16 protein-coding genes are annotated in these 16,382 nt (G+C 70.1%); 8 read left to right on the plus strand and 8 right to left on the minus strand.

What is annotated here, in order from left to right:
- The first annotated feature begins 92 nt into the window (after positions 1-92).
- Complete coding sequence (locus ACH4U7_RS31645) at positions 93-2,072, plus strand: heavy metal translocating P-type ATPase (RefSeq protein WP_398531197.1); 1,980 nt, start codon at positions 93-95, stop codon at positions 2,070-2,072.
- 66 nt (positions 2,073-2,138) lie between these two features.
- Here ACH4U7_RS31645 and ACH4U7_RS31650 read toward each other — a convergent pair whose 3' ends face one another.
- Positions 2,139-2,438: a hypothetical protein gene (locus ACH4U7_RS31650; protein ID WP_398531198.1), complete on the minus strand. Its 300-nt coding sequence runs from the start codon at positions 2,436-2,438 to the stop codon at positions 2,139-2,141.
- A gap of 9 nt (positions 2,439-2,447) precedes the next feature.
- On the opposite strand from ACH4U7_RS31650, the gene ACH4U7_RS31655 reads away from it, so the two are divergent.
- Complete coding sequence (locus ACH4U7_RS31655) at positions 2,448-4,628, plus strand: tetratricopeptide repeat protein (RefSeq protein ID WP_398531199.1); 2,181 nt, start codon at positions 2,448-2,450, stop codon at positions 4,626-4,628.
- 31 nt (positions 4,629-4,659) lie between these two features.
- Here the strand turns inward: ACH4U7_RS31655 and ACH4U7_RS31660 are convergent, their stop codons facing one another.
- Together ACH4U7_RS31660 and ACH4U7_RS31665 are read right to left on the minus strand one after the other, a co-directional pair.
- A complete protein-coding gene (locus ACH4U7_RS31660; RefSeq protein WP_398531200.1) occupies positions 4,660-4,884 on the minus strand; it encodes a DUF397 domain-containing protein in 225 nt (74 codons plus the stop codon).
- Positions 4,881-5,720 (minus strand): Scr1 family TA system antitoxin-like transcriptional regulator, encoded by an 840-nt coding sequence (locus tag ACH4U7_RS31665; protein WP_398531201.1) that lies wholly within the window; start codon positions 5,718-5,720, stop codon positions 4,881-4,883. The genes ACH4U7_RS31660 and ACH4U7_RS31665 overlap by 4 nt, the downstream gene beginning before the upstream one ends.
- A gap of 163 nt (positions 5,721-5,883) precedes the next feature.
- Here ACH4U7_RS31665 and ACH4U7_RS31670 point away from each other — a divergent pair, with 163 nt between their 5' ends.
- The 5 genes from ACH4U7_RS31670 (at position 5,884) to ACH4U7_RS31690 (ending at position 9,073) form a co-directional block, all read left to right on the plus strand.
- Positions 5,884-6,045, plus strand: coding sequence for a hypothetical protein (locus ACH4U7_RS31670; RefSeq protein ID WP_398531202.1), 162 nt, complete (start codon positions 5,884-5,886; stop codon positions 6,043-6,045).
- Positions 6,042-6,266 carry a hypothetical protein gene (locus tag ACH4U7_RS31675; RefSeq protein WP_398531203.1) on the plus strand — a complete coding sequence of 75 codons (225 nt, stop codon included), beginning with the start codon at positions 6,042-6,044 and terminating at the stop codon, positions 6,264-6,266. The genes ACH4U7_RS31670 and ACH4U7_RS31675 overlap by 4 nt, the downstream gene beginning before the upstream one ends.
- Before the next feature lie 748 nt (positions 6,267-7,014).
- Positions 7,015-7,947, plus strand: a complete 933-nt coding sequence (locus ACH4U7_RS31680; RefSeq protein ID WP_398531204.1) for a UbiA family prenyltransferase — start codon at positions 7,015-7,017, stop codon at positions 7,945-7,947.
- A gap of 217 nt (positions 7,948-8,164) precedes the next feature.
- Positions 8,165-8,719, plus strand: a complete 555-nt coding sequence (locus ACH4U7_RS31685; protein ID WP_398531205.1) for a glycoside hydrolase family 25 protein — start codon at positions 8,165-8,167, stop codon at positions 8,717-8,719.
- Positions 8,720-8,764: 45 nt separating this feature from the next.
- Positions 8,765-9,073, plus strand: coding sequence for a hypothetical protein (locus ACH4U7_RS31690; protein WP_398531206.1), 309 nt, complete (start codon positions 8,765-8,767; stop codon positions 9,071-9,073).
- A 52-nt stretch (positions 9,074-9,125) separates the two neighbouring features.
- Here ACH4U7_RS31690 and ACH4U7_RS31695 read toward each other — a convergent pair whose 3' ends face one another.
- The 5 genes from ACH4U7_RS31695 to ACH4U7_RS31715 form a co-directional block, all read right to left on the minus strand.
- Positions 9,126-9,341 carry an EF-hand domain-containing protein gene (locus ACH4U7_RS31695; protein WP_089511039.1) on the minus strand — a complete coding sequence of 72 codons (216 nt, stop codon included), beginning with the start codon at positions 9,339-9,341 and terminating at the stop codon, positions 9,126-9,128.
- 64 nt (positions 9,342-9,405) lie between these two features.
- Positions 9,406-10,026: an N-acetylmuramoyl-L-alanine amidase gene (locus ACH4U7_RS31700; protein ID WP_398531207.1), complete on the minus strand. Its 621-nt coding sequence runs from the start codon at positions 10,024-10,026 to the stop codon at positions 9,406-9,408.
- A gap of 456 nt (positions 10,027-10,482) precedes the next feature.
- A complete protein-coding gene (locus tag ACH4U7_RS31705; RefSeq protein WP_398531208.1) occupies positions 10,483-10,983 on the minus strand; it encodes an ATP-binding protein in 501 nt (166 codons plus the stop codon).
- A gap of 333 nt (positions 10,984-11,316) precedes the next feature.
- The gene (locus tag ACH4U7_RS31710; RefSeq protein WP_385615789.1) at positions 11,317-12,084 is read right to left on the minus strand and encodes an enoyl-CoA hydratase/isomerase family protein; all 768 of its coding nucleotides are present in this window, start codon (positions 12,082-12,084) and stop codon (positions 11,317-11,319) included.
- A 96-nt stretch (positions 12,085-12,180) separates the two neighbouring features.
- Positions 12,181-13,425 (minus strand): Ig-like domain-containing protein, encoded by a 1,245-nt coding sequence (locus ACH4U7_RS31715; protein ID WP_398531209.1) that lies wholly within the window; start codon positions 13,423-13,425, stop codon positions 12,181-12,183.
- A gap of 552 nt (positions 13,426-13,977) precedes the next feature.
- On the opposite strand from ACH4U7_RS31715, the gene glgX reads away from it, so the two are divergent.
- Entirely contained in the window at positions 13,978-16,290 is a 2,313-nt protein-coding gene (glgX, locus tag ACH4U7_RS31720) for a glycogen debranching protein GlgX (protein ID WP_398531337.1), read from the plus strand.
- Positions 16,291-16,382 lie beyond the last annotated feature (92 nt).

The following is a 16,382-nucleotide window of genomic DNA, read 5'->3' on the forward strand; positions in this document are numbered from 1 at the left end:
CCCCATGAACACATGAATCATTGTTCATTCAATCCTGTTACGGTGGTGGCGTCGGATGCGATTCCTCCCGCCCGTGAAGGACCACTGCCGCGATGACGTCCACTCTCACCCGCTCCGCCCCCGGGGCCACCCGCGACGCGGTGGCGCCCAAGCGCCGTACGCGGATCTTCGCCCTGCCCGAGGCCCGCTGGGCGGCCGCCGCGCTGGTGCTCTTCCTGGTCGCGCTGCCGCTGTATCTGCTGGAGGCGCCGGGGTGGGCATGGGGTCCGCTGTTCGCGCTCGTGTACGTGACGGGCGGCTGGGAGCCCAGCTGGGCGGGCCTTCAAGCGCTCAAGGAGAAGACCCTCGACGTCGACCTGCTCATGGTCGTCGCCGCACTCGGCGCGGCGGCGATCGGGCAGGTGCTGGACGGCGCCCTGCTGATCGTCATCTTCGCCACCTCCGGCGCGCTGGAGGCCATCGCCACCGCCCGCACCGCCGACTCCGTACGCGGCCTGCTCGACCTCGCCCCGGCCACCGCCACGCGCCTCGCCGACGACGGCGGGGAGGAGGCGGTGCCCACCGAGCGGCTGCGCGTGGGCGACACGCTTTTGGTGCGGCCCGGGGAACGCATCGGCGCCGACGGCCGGGTGCTGGACGGGGCGAGCGACGTCGACCAGGCCACCATCACCGGCGAGCCGCTGCCGGTGGCCAAGGAGACGGGCGACGAGGTGTTCGCCGGCACCCTCAACGGCACCGGCGCGCTCCGGGTGAAGGTCGAACGCGATCCCTCGGACTCGGTGATCGCCCGCATCGTGGCCATGGTCGAGGAGGCCGCCGAGACCAAAGCCCCCACCCAGTTGTTCATCGAGAAGGTCGAACAGCGCTACAGCCTCGGCATGGTCGCCGCCACCCTCGCTCTGTTCACGCTCCCTCTTGTCTTCGGCGCCGCTCTGCAGCCGACGTTGCTGCGGGCGATGACCTTCATGATCGTCGCGTCTCCCTGCGCGGTGGTGCTGGCCACCATGCCCCCGCTGCTGTCCGCGATCGCCAACGCCGGACGCCACGGCGTACTGGTCAAGTCCGCGGTGGTGATGGAACGCCTCGGGCAGATCGACGCCGTGGCGCTCGACAAGACCGGCACCCTCACCGAGGGCACGCCGAAGGTGACGGACATCCGCCCGCTGCCTGCCTCCGGCCTGACCGGCCTGGCCGGCCTGACCGAGGACGAGCTGCTACGGCTCGCGGCGGCGGCCGAGCACCCCAGCGAACACCCGCTGGCCCGCGCCATCGTGGACGCCGCGCGCGACCTCCGTCTCCCCCCGGCTGAGGATTTCAACTCCAAGCCCGGTACGGGTGTGACCGCCCGCGTCGACGGCCAAGCCGTCGCGGTCGGCAGCCCGGCCCGGCTCCTGGACGACAGCGCCACCGCAGCTCTCGCTGAGCAGTTGGAGAGCGAGGGCCGCACCGCCGTCCTGGTGTTGGTGGACGGCGCCCCCGTCGGCGTACTGGGCATCGCCGACCGCCTCCGCGACGAGGCCACCGCCACGGTCGCCTCCCTCGCCGCGCTCACGGGCACCGCGCCGGTCCTCGTCACCGGCGACAACCCGCGCGCTGCCGCGCGTCTGGCCGACGAAGTCGGCATCGCGGACGTACGGGCGGGACTGCTGCCGCAGGACAAGGTTGCCGCGGTACGGGAGTTGGCAGCCGCCGGCCGAAAGGTCCTGGTCGTCGGCGACGGCGTCAACGACGCCCCCGCCCTGGCCGCCGCCCACACCGGCATCGCCATGGGCCGCGCCGGCTCCGACCTCGCCCTGGAGACCGCGGACGCCGTCGTCGTACGCGACGAACTGGCCACGATTCCGACTGTTGTCGCGCTCTCCCGCCGCGCCCGTCGCCTGGTGGTGCAGAACCTGGTCATCGCCGGGACCTTCATCACCGGCCTGGTGATCTGGGACCTGGTCGGGACTTTGCCGCTACCGCTGGGTGTCGCGGGCCACGAGGGCTCCACGGTGATCGTCGGCCTCAACGGTCTGCGGCTGCTGGCCGATGGCGCGTGGCGCCGCGCTCGGAGCTCCGGGGACGACGCGTAAGCGGCGAGACCGCCCCCGCGCGCTGTGGCGTGCCAGTATGGAAAGTCTCTACGGCGTGAGGGGGCGTCAGGTGAGCACGTGGAAGCGGTGGCTGCTGGCGGGGGTGGCGTCGCTGGCGGTGTTCGGGTTGTTCGTGTGGCTGGGGGAGTTGGTGTTGCCCTGGGACCGGCCGGAGCGCATCGGGACGGGTGCGGGGGCTGGGGCTGTCGTGGCTGGGGTGCTGGTGGCGTGGGTGTCCTCGCTGAACGGGTCTCCAACTCCGCCGCCGTCGCCTGCAGCGGGTTCGGGTGGGCCTACGGCGTCCGGGGAGCGGTCGGTGGCCGTGGTGGAGAACTCGGGTGTCATCGTGACGGGTGACGGAGGCACGGTTCAGCGGTGAGCGAGGAGATCGTGCCGTCCGTGTTCGGGGGCCGCTCGGCTGCGGCGGGGAGCAATTCCGGGGTGGTCGCGACCGGCGATCACAATCAAATCGAGTACCGGACGGTGGTCCTGCCTGCGGGCAGTGTGGGAGCCGCTGCCGTGCCGGATGACGCGGTGGCGCGGGTGAACAACCTGCCGACGCCTGACAGCGCGGTGTTCCGGGGCCGGGATGAGGCCCTTGCCGCGCTGGAAGCGTTACCGGCGGCCGGGGCGGGGGTGGTGGCGCAGAGTGTGAGGGGGCTGGGCGGGGTAGGCAAGAGCACGCTGGTGCTGCATCACGCCCGTCGGTTCCTGGCGGCGGGCGGCGGGCCGGCGTGGTGGGTGGACGCCGAGTCCGCGTCCAAGGTGATGGCCGGGCTGGCCGCGCTGGCGACAGCGCTGAACCCCGTGCACGCGGCGCTGCCGCTGGACGAGGCGGCACAGTGGGCCGTGGTCTGGCTTCAGGGCCGCACTGGATGGCTGCTGGTGCTGGACAACGCGGAGGACCCCGCCGACCTCGACCCGTACTTGGGGCGCCTGACGACCGGGCAAGTGCTGATCACCACCCGCCGCGACCTGCCCTGGCGCGACCTGGGCGCGCCACTGCGCCTGGATACGCTCACCCCCGAGGCGGCGGTGGACGTCCTGCGGGAAATCACCAGCAGCGCGGATACGGCGGAGCTGGGTTGTCTGGCCGAGGAGCTCGGCTACCTGCCGCTGGCTTTGCAGCAGGCCGGCGCGTATCTGGCCCAGACCCGTACCGCCCCCGGGGACTACCTCGATCAGCTCCGTGACGACCCAGCCGGGGCCCTGGCGGCCGCCGCCCCGGGAGATCCCCAGCAGCGCACCATCGCCCAGCTGTGGAGCGTCACACTGAGCGCCGTGGAGACCGCCGACTCGTTCGCGGTGGGACTGCTGCGCATTCTGGCGTACGGTGCCCCAGACCCACTGCCGCGCGCCGTGCTGGACATCACACCGGAGCTTCGGCGTGCTTTCGACCACGCCCTGGGCGTGCTGGCCGCCTACAGCATGATCACCCTCACCGAGAGCACCGTCACCGTCCATCGCCTCGTCCAGACCGTTGTACGCGCTACCACACCTCCTACTGCCCCAACACTCCCTCGCCGGGGCATACGTCGGCTCCTGCCCGACCGCAGACCGCCCGCGCTGCCACATCCCAGCGCCACCACCCTGGCGCTGCTAAGAACGGCGATCCCGTCCGACAGCCCCGAGGATGTCCAAACCTGGCCCGCATGGCAGATGCTTCTGCCCCACATCCAAGCCGTAGTCAGCCATGATGAGATCGTCGACAGCCATCCTGATCTCGCCTTTGTGCTGGGACAGTCGGCCTTCCACTTGCGGGCCTGGGGCCAGGCCGCACAAGCCCTACCGCTGGCGGAACGGGCGCTGGCCATCACCGAAGCAGCCCTCGGACCCAACCACCCCAATACCGCACTCCGCCTGAACAACCTCGCCGCCACACTCAGCAACCTGGGCCGCCACGCCGACGCACTACCACTGGAGGAACGGGCGCTGGCCATCACCGAAGCAGCCCTCGGACCCAACCACCCCGACACAGCCACATGCCTGAACAACCTCGCCACCACACTCAGCAACCTGGGCCGCCACACCGAAGCCCTACCACTGGAGGAACGGGCGCTGGCCATCACCGAAGCAGCCCTCGGACCCAACCACCCCGACACAGCCCTCCGCCTGGGCAACCTCGCCCGCACGTTCAGCGCCCTGGGCCGCCACACCGAAGCCCTACCACTGGAGGAACGGGCGCTGGCCATCACCGAAGCAGCCCTCGGACCCAACCACCCCAGAACCGCCACACGCCTGGGCAACCTCGCCACCACACTCAGCAGCCTCGGACGCCACACCGAAGCCCTACCACTGGAGGAACGGGCGCTGGCCATCACCGAGGCAACTCTCGGACCCAACCACCCCGACACAGCCCTTAGCCTGGGCAACCTCGCCACCACACTCAGCGACCTCGGACGCCACACCGAAGCCCTACCACTGGCAGAGCGGGCACTTGCCATCACCGAAACAACCCACGGCCCCGACCACCCAGACACTGCCCTCCACCTGAACAACCTCGCCATCCTGAGACGCCGTCTCGCGGACGACAGCGATGACGACACCTCGGGCTGAGCAGCGTGACGGGGCCGCGAAGTGCTGTGCCTCAGACCGTGGCAAATTCTCCGGTCTGCACCGCGGTCGTGAAAGAGCCCCACGCGTCCGCCGAGAAGACCAGGGCTGGACCTGCCGGGTTCTTGCTGTCCCGGACCGGGACAACACCGGCAGTGGTGGCTATGCCGGGAGCAAAATCGACGCACTGACCTTCGTTGCCATTGCTGTAGCTGGACTTGACCCATTCAGCGCGGGACAGGTCGAGAGCGTTCCTCATCGGGTGTACTCCTCCATCACTCTGCGGATCACGGCCAGCGACTCATCCGGGTTCAGGGCACCCGCCCGTAGCCGATCGTACGCAGCAGTCGCGCGTTCCACCTCTTCCGGTGCGTCGGTCACCTGACCCGCCATCGCCGTATCCGCGTACACGATGCCCGGCCCTTCGTCGAACGCCAGAAGAGTGAAGCTCTCCACCGAGGGAGGCGCCCCCACCGCGAACGGTAGTACCTGAAGGGTGATGTGTGGGGACTCCACTTCGGTCAACAGGTGGGCCAACTGCTCGCTCATCACCTCGGCCCCGCCTACGGCGGTGCGCAGGCACGCCTCATGCAGGACGCACCACAGCAACGGAGGTGCCTCCTTCTCCATCACCTCTCGCCTTCGCTGCCGCCGCTCAACCCTGGCATCGATCTTGTCCTTGTTCTCGCGTGGGTGCGCGGCCCGGAAGACGGCACGCGCATAGTCGGCCGTCTGGAACATGCCCATGACGAGAGACGCGGAGTAGTCCAGGATGCCCGTCGCCTGCCGCTCCAACTGCACGTACGGCAGGAACCAGGCCGGATAGCCGTGCAGGCTGGCCCACTCCCGGAGCCGCGCAAACGTACCCGGCGTACCGAAGACTTCATCGCAAACCTTGGCGAACGACCGACTGGCCAGCCTCTCCTCCGCCTCCACCTTCGCCACGTACTGCTGCCCGTAGTTAGCTAGCTCGCCCAGCTGTCGCTGGCTCATCCCCGCCCGCAACCGCCAGATCCGTACCTCTTTGCCGAAAAACGCGGGTCCGCTGAGCTGTTCCTGCTCCTCGCTCGTCGTCTCACTCGTCGTCTCACTCATCGCATGGATCTCCCCTCACCCCAGGCCGACTTGGCGGGTGCCACCCCTGTTGCCTGCCGCCCCTCAGCGCAACGCTTGGAGTACACACAGTAATTAAAGCCCGCAAGGCATATCCAAGTCAGAAAGAACCACCCAAAGTAGCTAACACCGAACAGGTGACCGAATGAACGACCAATGCCCCATCTGCCACCACTTCCGCGCGCTGCGCGAACAGGCCAAACGGGCCGGGGACTACAGCAAGGCGACCGACTACGAGGTGCTGCGCCGACGCCACCCCGCCCACACCGCCCAGGCGCCTCGGCAGTCCGGAGGGCCACGCGCATGAACACCGGAAGGACTGCCCCCGGCCCGGGCCAGGAGGCGTACGACCCGATCAGCGACCGCACAGGCGTGGTCCAGGCGATTCACGCCACCGCGGAACTGCTCTTCGACCACAAGACAACGGGAAGCCGCGTTGCCTTCCTGCGCCCCGCCCGGGGCGGCGTCGAGTGGACGGCCGATGCCGCCACCCTCCGCTTCCCCACAGAGGTCAAACGCCGACCGTGAACCCCCATACCGCGTGACGGCCACGGCTGACACGACTCCCTGCGACCACGACCACCATTCCGGCCGGAAGTGGAGCGCATGGGTGAAGGCAGAAGAGGCCAGAGCGCGCGAAGGGGCGGTGCACGAACCGGTACGGGTGTGCACCGCCCCTTCGCACGCCGTGCTCAGGAGGCCGCGATACCTCGGCCCACGCAAAGCCGAGGCCTTCGGCGATCAGTCGCACCGGCCGCACGGGTATCCACGCCGCAAAGCGGACCCAGACCTGCCCAACCCCGGCTCAGGCGCCCACCGGCCACGGTGTGTCCGGTGCGGCGGCGGACCGTACGGCGACTGCCAGGCCGGCCGATCGGTTCGACCCGAGCCGCCCACGTCGCGGCGGTTCAGGAGCTCGAGCTGTACGGAAATGACGTGGAATTCGCCGTTCGCCCGCAAGCGCCCGGAGGCGCACCTGTGGCAACGGCGGAGAATGATCGGCAGACAGGTGGGCACGACCGCCCAGTTTTTGGACACAGAGTCACACCGCTTCCAGTGAGAAGACCGCAGCGAAAAGGAGCACGGCGCACATGCGCGACGCGCGACGGATCAGCGCTTGAGGGGGCTCACTTGGTGTACAACGGCACGTCCTTGACAGGGTGACTGCGGGCGAAAGCACGGTAACGGCACACGGGAGTGCGGCTCCACCGGTTTTCGGGCAAGGTGGCGGCCTACCGCTGTTCGAGTCACTAGTCGAACCACTAGTTTTTTGCCCATGCCACGAGCCTCACAGCCCCCACAAGCTGCCCCCGGCTCTTCGTCGCCCCGGCAACTGCCACCGCACACCGCCGCCGCGCAGGTGGCCTGGCTGTGTCTGCGCGAGGCGCGCCCCGTGGTTCAGGTGGTCTTCCTGGTGCGCTTCACCGTGGGGGCCCTCGGGGCCTGGCCGGGCGAGCACTTACCGGCCGCGCGGGTCGCCACGGGCGCCCTCGCCTGGTTCTGCGCCACCGCCTCCGCCTATCTGCTCAACGGCGTGATGGACCTGCCGGAGGACCGGGCCAACGGCTCGCGGCGACCACTGGCCTCCGGCGCGCTGTCGGCCCGCGCCGCCCGCTGGGCCATTGGCCTCCTGGCCCCGGCCGCTCTCTTCCTCAGCGTCTTCGACCTGGGGCTTTTTCTTTGTGTGGGCGGAATGCTGTTCCTCGGCTGGGCGTACTCCGCGCCCCCGCTCAGCGCCAAGCGGCGCAGTTGGTCCTCGTCGTTGTCGGTGACCGTCACGGGCCTGTGCGCCTATGGGGCCGGGGCACAGGCCGCAGGAGGTGAACCACGAGCGGGGCTCTGGCTGTTCGCCGCCGTGATGTCGGCGTGGATGGGGCTGGTCGGGGCGTTCGCGAAGGATCTGGGCGACATCCCCGGGGACCGGGAGGGCGGCCGCCGTACGCTCGCGGTGGTGCGCGGCGAGAAGGCGGCCCGTACGGTCACGGCGGTCTGCGCCCCGGCGGTGGGCCTGGCGTTCGCCGTGGGCGCCCTGGCGTACGATCCGCCGCTGCTGGCCGCCGCCCTGGTGCTGTTGTGCGGTGCCTGCTGGATCTCCTGGCTGTGCCGGCATCCCGCCCCCGGGCGGGAACGCGCTCCCTACCGCGCCTTCATGGTCTGCCAGTACGCCACTCATCTGGCGATCGCGGCCGTTCTTCTTCTCGGGCCATAGCAGACGGGCCAGACCCGCCCGACCGCAACGGGCAAAACCCGCAAACCGGTTGAGCCGTGCCTGACGCCTCGTTAGCGTGCGCAGTCGGCAGTGCCCATCGACCGGAGGAGCGTACGGGCTGGTGTACCGGGCATGACAAGAACAGGGTTCTCCCTCGCCTCCCCCCACTCCGCTTCCCTCCCCCCTCGACTCCTTCTCTCTCCCCAAGGCAGGCAGCATGCTGCGCGGCATCGACGTCAGCTCACACCAGACCTCCTTCGACCCGGACGGGCTCGCCTTCGTCTTCGTCAAGGCGACCGAGGGCCGCTCGTACATCAACCCACGCCAGTCCTCACAGGCCGCCCGCGCCCGCGAGGCGGGGTGCGTGGTCGGCTTCTACCACTTCCTGTGGCCCGGCAATATCGCGGCGCAGGCCAGCTATTTCGTCGAGAAGTGCGCCTCCCAGTCGCATGACCTGCTCGCCGTGGACTGGGAGACCACATCTGAAGGCACCCACGCGAGCAATGCCGAGAAGGACCGGTTCATACGAGAGGTCAAAAAGCTCCGCCCCGGGCACCGGGTGCTGCTCTACTGCAACCGCACCTTCTGGCTGAACATCGACACCACGTCGTACGCCGGGGACGGGCTGTGGATCGCCGACTACGTGGAGGCGGGGAAGCCGCGCATCAAGGCGACCTGGCGGATCCACCAGTACGCCGAGCACCCGCTGGACAAGGACGTGGCGCGCTTCGACAGCAAGGCCGACCTGCGCGCCTGGGCCCGGAAGGAATAGCAGGCAGCCGGCGGCGCTGTCGGTGGGTGGGCCTACCCTTCCGGTATGAGCTACGCAGACCTGCGCGAACTCCGCAGCGCGCTCACCACCGCGTCGGACATCGCGTTCTCCCTGGACGCCACACCCTCCGGCCAGGAGACCGAGCTGCTGACCGACGCCCTGCGCCGGGCGCTCGCGGCGGCCGGGGCGCTGGGGGCGGAGCACGGTGCGACGGGCTGTTCGGAGCATCCGCGCGGCGCCGTCGACCCGCTGTACGGGGACAAGGACGACCCGCTGCCGCCGGGATACGGGCGCTGTCTGCTGTGCAACGACCGTCGGCGGCGGGCCGGCGCACAGCGGCGCGGCGGGCGGTGATCCGCCGGCCGCGCCGCATGCGCTCGCTCGTTCTGTCGTGCTTGGGAGTCGTTCAGCCGCCGTTCTGGGCGGCCCAGAACTCCTCGAAGGAAAGCAGTCCGTCGCCGTTCGAGTCATGAGAGTTGATCACGGCCTGGGCGACCGGCTCCGTGACATACGGGTCCCCCAGCTGAGCCATCACGCTCTTGTACTCGGCCGCGCTGATCAGTCCGTCCCCGTTGAGGTCGTACCGCTCGAACGCCTTCCGCGCCGCCTCGATGTCCGCCACGTGACCGCCCCTTCTGTGCATTTCTCTGACCCGCACAGATTAGCGGGGCCCGCGCGGCGCCGCGTCAGGCAGCCTTGACCAGGTCGATATAGCGGTCCCAGTCCCAGTACTTGCCGGGGTCGGTGTGGTCGGCGTTCGGGACCTCGCTGTGGCCGATGATGTGGGCCCGGGTCTTGGGCACGCCGTAGCGGTCACAGACGGCGGCGGTCAGGGCCGCGGAGGAGGCGTACAGCTCGTCCGTGAAGTACTCCGGCTTGTCCACCCAGCCCTCGTGCTCGATGCCGATGCTGCGGTTGTTGTAGTCCCGGTTTCCCGCGTGCCAGGCGACGTCCTTCTCGCGGACGAACTGCCCGATGTAGCCGTCGGCCGAGGCGACCATGTAGTGCGCGGAGACCTGCTTGGCCGGGTCCTGGAAGATCTTCATCGCGTCCTGGAACGTCTCCTGCGTCACATGAATGACGACGAAGTCGATCGGATACGAGGTGGGGCGGTCGGAAACCCGGTAATTCGAGGTGCTGGCCGGGATCCAGTGGGTGGGTGGGTAGGCGACGGCGGCTCGATCGCGTCTGGCGTCGGCCCGTGCGGGGGTCGTGGCGGCGGTAATGAGTCCTGCGGCGGCGGCGCCGAGGTAGGCGCTGGAACGCAGCAGGGTACGGCGGGAGGGGGTGCGGCCGTGCGTTTCCATGGGGGGTCTCCCGGAATCCATAGCCGTGACAGTGGGGGTGTGACGCGCGTAGCGCGGTTCCATGGTGAGGTGTCGACAGGGCCATGCCAAGGATTGAGAGGCAAAGAAAGAATTCGCGTCACGGTATGGACCACTGGAAATTCAGCAGCCGGAAAGACGCCATAAAGGAAACCCGCAGCTAATACCCACCATTAACAAGGCAAGTGTCACACCTCACCTTGGATTGAGTTGGTCGCGGCCTGCGGCCTCTGCGATAGTGAGGCATGCGACCCCCATCGACCCGGGCCAGGTCGTTCACCCCTCTGCCACGGATGACACCCCTTTCACCATCCGCGGCGGATCCGCAAGAGGTCCCGCATCGTCGCGAACCGGCGGTGGGGGCCTCTTCGGTATATGCCGCATGTGACATACAGCAGGCGCCGCCCCGCCGGGGCGCTCAGGGGCCCGCCGGAACGCTCAGGGCTCGGTCACCCGCATCTCGAACCACGTCGTCTTACCGCGCGGCAGCAGATCCGCCCCCCACCGCTGGGCGAGCTGATCCACCAGCCACAGCCCCCGCCCGCTCGTATCGAGCGCGGCCACCGGCATCAGACACGGCAGACCGCGTGACGGGTCCCGCACCTCCACCCGGATCCAGCCACGCCGCCGCAGCATCCGCAGCCCGAAGGTACGGGCGCCGGTGTGCCGGACGGCGTTGCCCACCAACTCCGACACCAGCAGCACGGTGTGTTCGGCCAGCTGAGGGGTCAGGCCCCAGTCACGCAGCACGACACATTCGGCCAGCCGGCGGGCGGTGCCCGCCGACTCCGGGCGGGAGGGCAGCCTCACCTCCTCGACCGCGGGGTTCCCGAACAGGTCGACCGCCTTGGCGACCGACTCGTCATTGATGGCCGGCGCCCGCCGAGCCGCGGCCGTACCGGTGCGCTGCGGCTGCTCCATACCCTCCAAGCCCGCCATGCCCCCCATCATGGCCGCCCGACTGGCCGTCCGGGGCCGAACCATGGGATTCCGAACACCCGGGCCCCAGGCGCCACAAACCGGCTCCAACATATGCCAGAGGCAGCCAGATATCCCAAATACCCCGCCTGACCAGCGATCTCACGGCGCATCTGCGCGATCACCCAGCGTACCGGAGCGGGTTGTTCGAGGACTCGCGAGTGGCCAAACAAATTCGCTCGCACGGGGCATCGCTCACCGAGCGGAGACGCCCGCAGAACCCCCCGCAGAACCCCCCACAGCAACGCCGTCGGAAGCCCGGGCGGCGGCGGCCGCCGCCGCCCGGGCCACCGCTCACCGGAACTTGGCCTTACCCGGCCCCTCCTCGACAAAGCTCCGCATCCCGATCTCGCGGTCCTCGGTGGCGAACAGCCCCGCGAACCAGCTGCGTTCAATGGCGAGACCGGTCTCCAGATCGGTCTCCAGGCCCGCGTCCACCGCTTCCTTGGCCGCGCGCAGCGCGATCGCCGGACCCCGCGCCAGCCGGGCCGCCCACGCGTGCGCCTGCTCGTAGACCTCCTCCGCCGGTACGACGCGGTCCACGAGCCCGAGCGCCAGCGCCTCGTCGGCCTTGACCTGACGGCCCGTGAAGATGAGGTCCTTGGCGCGGGACGGGCCGATCAGCCGGGACAGCCGCTGGGTGCCGCCCGCGCCCGGGATCAGACCGAGCAGGATCTCCGGCTGGCCGAGCTTGGCGTTCTCGCCGGCGATCCGGTAGTCGGCGCACAGCGCCAGCTCGCAGCCGCCGCCGAGGGCGTAACCGGTGACGGCGGCGACGACGGGCTTGGGGATCCGGGCGACGGCGGTGAAGGAGTCCTGGAGGGCGCGGGACCGGGCCACCATTCCGGCGTGGTCCATGTCCCGCATCTCCTTGATGTCCGCGCCGGCCGCGAACACCTTCTCGCCGCCCCAGATCACCACGGCCCGTACGTCGTCGCGCCCGGTCACCTCCTCGGCGAGCTCCCGCAGCCGGTCCTGTGTGGCGATGTCCAGCGCGTTCATGGGCGGACGGTCCAGCCGGATGGTGCCGACGCCCTCGGCGACCTCGAGGTTCACAGTCATGAGCGCAGGTTAGCGTCCGTTAGCACGCCGCCCACAGCCTCCCCGTGCCCCCGTGCCCCCGTGCCTCCTACGCCCCGCCTCTCCCTGTCATCCCTGTCATCCCTTTTGGTCGGCCTTCCACTTCGCCCACGACATGTTCCACCCGTTGAGCCCGTTGTCCGGCTGGACGGTGTCGTCGTGCGAGTTCTTCACCACGACCACGTCACCGATGATCGAGTTACGGAAGAACCAGGCCGCCGGGGTCGACTTGTCGCCGCCGCCCCGCTGGTCGAAGAGGCCGACGCAGCCGTGGCTGACGTTCGCCGAGCCGAAGGTCGGCTTGCCCGCCCAGTAGTTGCCGTGGATGAAGGTGCCCGAGGTGGACAGCCGCATCGCGTGGGGCACGTCCTTGATGTCGTACTGGCCGTCGTAACCAACCGTGGCGCCGTTCATCCGGGTCACCGCCAGCCGCTCGCTGATGACCATCTTGCCGTTGTACGTCTCGTAGCCGGGCGCGCCGGAGGTGATGGGGAGGGTCTTGATGGTCTTGCCGTCCCGCTTGACCACCATCTTCTTGCTCTTGGCGTCGACCACGGAGACCTGGCTGCGGCCGATGGTGAACTTCACGGTCTTCTTCTGCTCGCCGTACACCCCTGGCCGCCCCTCGACGCCGTCGAGGTCCATGCTCAGGGTGACCTTGGTGCCCGGCGCCCAGTACTTCTCCGGCCGGAAGTCCAGCCGGTCGTTGCCGAACCAGTGGCCCTCGATGGGCACCGACGGGGAGGCCGAGACCTTGATACCCCGCTCCACGGCCCCCGGGTCGGTGATGCCCCGGGTGAAGTGGATCGAGACCGGCATGCCGACGCCGACCTTCGAGCCGTCCTCCGGTGTGTAGACCCCGACAAAGGTCTTCTTGGGCCGGAGCGTGGTGAAGGAGGAGTGCCGGGAGGCGGTCAGCCCCTGGGAGTCCTTGGCGACGGCGTCGACCGTGTAGGTGGTCGCGGAACTCAGATGCCGGGAGGGCCGCCAGCTGCCGCCGTCCTCGGTGATCTTCCCGTCGATCTCCTTGCCCTTGGGGTCCTTGACCTTGACGGAGGTGAGCTTGCCCTTGTCCGACGTCACCTTGAGCGCCCCATGGGTGTTGACGCCCTTCGCCCCGTCCCGCGGCGTGATCGCCACGACGGCGCGCGAGGTCTTCCGGCCGCCCCCGCCTTTGTCACCGCTCCCGTTCTTCTTCCCGTCGTCCGACCCGCCGCCCCCACCGCAGGCGGTCGCGAACACCAGCATCCCCCCGGTCAGCAGCGCGAGAAGCCCCTTACGGCCCCGCACCCTCAACGCCCCTGATATCGGCTGTACTTCCACTACGGCTCTCCCCTCCGCCCGCACCGCGCCCCGCGGCACCCCCGCTGTCTCCCGCTGTGTCCCGCGCACGCGCGCGTTCGACAGGAACTCATACCCATCCGGACGGCGGGGAGTTCGGTCGCGCGCACGCGCGTTGCGATCAGGAAATCACACGCCACTGACAGCGGGCTCCCGGTCTATGTCACGGTTCAGTCCCAGGTGGGGGCCCTGGCCTCGGGCACCCCGGGCGAAACGTGAGGGTTGGCCCCATCGCGGGCAGAACAGGAGAGGGCGGCAGCGGCACGGGACGCCGCGCGGTCCAAGCCCCACGGCCGGTCCAAGCCCGACGGCCGGAGCCGCGAACGCCGGAGGCGCTACGTGTCGCAGCATGCAGCCGAGCAGGGCAAAGCGCACAACGGGCTGCCGAGGCCGCGCACGGGCGCGGCGGCCATCGGAGGGGATGCCGAGCGGGCCGCCGGACCAGGCGGCGTACGAGACGACGATCGAGGCGACGACCGGGACGGCTTACACAACGGCCGCCGCGCGGACTCAGGCCCGCCCGCCCCGCCCGCGCTGCTCCCTGCCCCGTACGGCGACCCTTACGGCGAGCCGGCCGGGGGCGCCCCGGTGTGGCCGGGCAGCGCGCAGCCGCTCGGGGCGCGGGTGCGGACCGGGCCCGGTGGGGTGGTCGGTACCAACTTCGCGCTGTGGGCGCAGGGCGCGGAGGGCGTGGAGGTGTGCCTGTTCGACGACGACGGGGCCGAGACCCGCTGTCCGCTCACCGAGCGGACCCATGAGATCTGGCACGGCTTCGTGCCCGGTGTGCTCCCCGGGGCGCGGTACGGCTACCGGGTGCACGGCCGCTGGGACCCGTGGACCGGCGCCCGCTGGAACCCGGCCAAGCTGCTGCTCGACCCGTACGCCCGCGCCGTGGACGGCGACTTCGGGGGTGCGGGGGTGATCCCGCGCGCGTGGCACGGGGCGCTGCCGTCCGAGGTCTACGGCCATGTGCGGGACTGGCCGCAGCAGCACATCGCCGACACCGTGCGCGACGACCGCGACTCGGCTCCGTATGTCCCCAAGGGCGTGGTCGTCGGCGACGATGCCCCCGACAACCCCGACAACCCCGACAGCCCCGACGGCCCGCCCGACGAATCGCTCGACGAATCGCTCGACGACCGGCGCCCGAGGACCCCCTGGGCCGACACCGTCATCTACGAACTCCATGTGCGCGGCTTCACCAAGCGCCACCCCGGGGTCCCGCCCGAACTGCGCGGCACCTACGCGGGGCTCGCGCATCCGGCCGCGATCGAGCATCTGACCCGGCTCGGGGTGACGGCCGTGGAGCTGCTGCCGGTGCACCAGTTCGCGCACGAGGACCATCTGCTCCGGCGCGGTCTGCGCAACTACTGGGGTTACAACTCCATCGGCTACTTCGCGCCGCACGGCGCGTACGCGGCGACCGGCACCCGCGGTGCGCAGGTCGGCGAGTTCCGGCGGATGGTGCGCGCGCTGCACGACGCGGGCATCGAGGTGATCCTCGACGTGGTCTACAACCACACCGCGGAGAGCGGCGAGCTGGGGCCCACGTTCTCGCTGCGCGGCATCGACAACCGCGCCTACTACCGCCTCCAGCAGGACCCGCGCCGCTACGCCGACTACACGGGCTGCGGCAACACCCTGCACGTGCCGCACCCCCATGTGCTGCGGCTGATCACGGACTCGCTGCGCTACTGGGTGACCGAGATGGGCGTGGACGGCTTCCGCTTCGACCTCGCCGCCACCCTCGCCCGCACCGCGAGCGACGTGGACATGCTCTCCCCCTTCCTGACCGTGATCGCCCAGGACCCGGTGCTGCGCCGGGTCAAGCTGATCGCCGAGCCGTGGGACGTGGGCGCCGGCGGCTATCAGGTCGGCGCGTTCCCCCCGCCCTGGTCGGAGTGGAACGACCGCTACCGCGACGCGGTACGCGACTTCTGGCGCGGTGCCCTGTCCGACCTACGCGACCTCGGCACCCGGCTGTCCGGCTCCAGCGACCTGTACGGATGGGGCGGCCGGGGGCCGTACGCCTCGGTCAACTTCATCACCGCCCACGACGGCTTCACCCTCCGCGACCTGGTCAGTTACGACCGCAAGCACAACGAGGCCAACGGCGAGGGCAACCGCGACGGCACGGGCGACAACCGCTCCTGGAACTGCGGCGCCGAGGGCGAGACCGAGGATCCGGCCGTACGGGCGCTGCGCCGCCGCCAGCTGCGCAATCTGCTCAGCACGCTGCTGCTGTCCACCGGCGTGCCGATGCTGGTCGCCGGCGACGAGATGGGCCGCACCCAGGGCGGCAACAACAACGCGTACTGCCAGGACAACGAGGCCGGCTGGCTGGACTGGACGCTGCTGGAGGACCCGGGCTGGCGCGCGCTCACCGACCTCACCGCCCGCCTGATCCACCTGCGCCGCGATCACCCCGTACTGCGCCGGCCCGCCTTCTTCTCCGGCCGCGCGCAGGGCCCCGACGGGCTGCGCGACCTGGCCTGGTTCACCGCGGCGGGCACGGAGATGACCGAGCGGGACTGGTACGCGCCGACGGCCGCCGTGGGCCTGTACTTGTCCGGCCACGACACCGCGCGGCGCGACGCACAAGGCGCCCCGGTCACCGACGACAGCTTCCTGGTGCTGCTGCACTCGGGCCCCGCGCCGGTGGACTTCACCCTCCCCGGTCAGCCGTGGGCGGCCGCGTACGAACTCCTCGTCGACACCTCGCGGGAGGACCAGGACGCGCCCCCGGACGCCCGGCATCGCGCCGGTTCACGGATCGTGCTGCGCGAGCGCTCGGTGCTGCTCCTACGCGCCGTCACGGCCATGGAGGAGGACCGGAAAACCGAGTGAGCGCTGTCAGTGCCGGACCGTAACCTCGGCAGGTGATGGCTGCCACAAATGAACGACTCAGGGAACCGGAGAAGGAACCGAGAAGGACACCG

Source organism: Streptomyces sp. NPDC020845 (assembly GCF_044334165.1).
Lineage (GTDB): Bacteria > Actinomycetota > Actinomycetes > Streptomycetales > Streptomycetaceae > Streptomyces.

What these genes read in the sequence shown, in the direction of transcription:
- ACH4U7_RS31645 (WP_398531197.1), top strand. Translation starts at nt 93, where the DNA reads ATGACGTCCACTCTCACCCGCTCCGCCCCCGGGGCCACCCGCGACGCG.
- ACH4U7_RS31660 (WP_398531200.1), bottom strand. Translation starts at nt 4,884, where the DNA reads ATGAGGAACGCTCTCGACCTGTCCCGCGCTGAATGGGTCAAGTCCAGC.
- ACH4U7_RS31665 (WP_398531201.1), bottom strand. Translation starts at nt 5,720, where the DNA reads ATGAGTGAGACGACGAGTGAGACGACGAGCGAGGAGCAGGAACAGCTC.
- ACH4U7_RS31670 (WP_398531202.1), top strand. Translation starts at nt 5,884, where the DNA reads ATGAACGACCAATGCCCCATCTGCCACCACTTCCGCGCGCTGCGCGAA.
- ACH4U7_RS31675 (WP_398531203.1), top strand. Translation starts at nt 6,042, where the DNA reads ATGAACACCGGAAGGACTGCCCCCGGCCCGGGCCAGGAGGCGTACGAC.
- ACH4U7_RS31680 (WP_398531204.1), top strand. Translation starts at nt 7,015, where the DNA reads ATGCCACGAGCCTCACAGCCCCCACAAGCTGCCCCCGGCTCTTCGTCG.
- ACH4U7_RS31685 (WP_398531205.1), top strand. Translation starts at nt 8,165, where the DNA reads ATGCTGCGCGGCATCGACGTCAGCTCACACCAGACCTCCTTCGACCCG.
- ACH4U7_RS31690 (WP_398531206.1), top strand. Translation starts at nt 8,765, where the DNA reads ATGAGCTACGCAGACCTGCGCGAACTCCGCAGCGCGCTCACCACCGCG.
- ACH4U7_RS31700 (WP_398531207.1), bottom strand. Translation starts at nt 10,026, where the DNA reads ATGGAAACGCACGGCCGCACCCCCTCCCGCCGTACCCTGCTGCGTTCC.
- ACH4U7_RS31705 (WP_398531208.1), bottom strand. Translation starts at nt 10,983, where the DNA reads ATGGCGGGCTTGGAGGGTATGGAGCAGCCGCAGCGCACCGGTACGGCC.
- ACH4U7_RS31710 (WP_385615789.1), bottom strand. Translation starts at nt 12,084, where the DNA reads ATGACTGTGAACCTCGAGGTCGCCGAGGGCGTCGGCACCATCCGGCTG.